This is a genomic window from Vibrio sp. 1727, assembly GCF_033344415.1.
Lineage (GTDB): Bacteria > Pseudomonadota > Gammaproteobacteria > Enterobacterales > Vibrionaceae > Vibrio > Vibrio alginolyticus.
This window is the reverse complement of the sequence record NZ_JAWPOT010000287.1, coordinates 1-688: the sequence shown is the minus strand read 5'-3', so window position 1 is coordinate 688 and position 688 is coordinate 1. Positions and strand designations below refer to the sequence as shown.

Here is a 688-nt window from a genome sequence, read left to right as displayed (position 1 = left end):
CTCTCACTGTGGATGAAAATAATCTCATCACGAATAGTGGGCAATCAAACGCACTGTTGGTTGAAGGGCAGTTCACGACCACGCAAGGCTCAGATGGTGTGGTTCAGTACCAGCTTGAAACAGGTTCAGACCCGCTCAACGGTTTGACCTCCAACGGTCAAGTTATCACGTTGGCCGAAGTCAGTAATGCCGACGGTAGCTTTACCTACACAGCGACGGCAAACGGCAATTCGGTATTTACGTTGCAGGTAAACAACGATGGTAGTTATTCATTTGAACTGCAAGGGGCTGTCGATCATGCTCCAAATAGTGACACCTTAACGTTGGACTTTTCCATCATCGCGACGGATTTTGATGGCGACACGAGCAAAATTACGTTGCCAGTCACCATCGTTGACTCATTGCCAGTTGTAACGGATTTTGAAGCGATCAGTGTTGATGAAGACGATCTGGCTGGTATCGGTTCTGACCAAAACGACCCAGTTTCAATTGATGGCCAGTTTACGACCACTGAAGGTGCAGACAGAGTTGTGAGTTACCAGCTTGACTCGAATGCGACACCTGTTGATGGATTAACCTCACAAGGCGTAGCCGTCACAATGACGGAAACGGCTAATTCTGATGGCAGCTTCACCTATACGGCAACAGCAGGGACAAATCCGGTTTTCACATTGACCGTCAATCCCGA

Annotated in this window: 1 protein-coding gene; it reads left to right on the top strand. The window is 48.3% G+C overall.

Going from position 1 to position 688, the window contains the following annotated elements:
* A partial coding sequence (locus R8O10_RS25275; protein ID WP_318191966.1) for a VCBS domain-containing protein occupies positions 1 to 688 on the top strand: 688 nt, incomplete at both ends.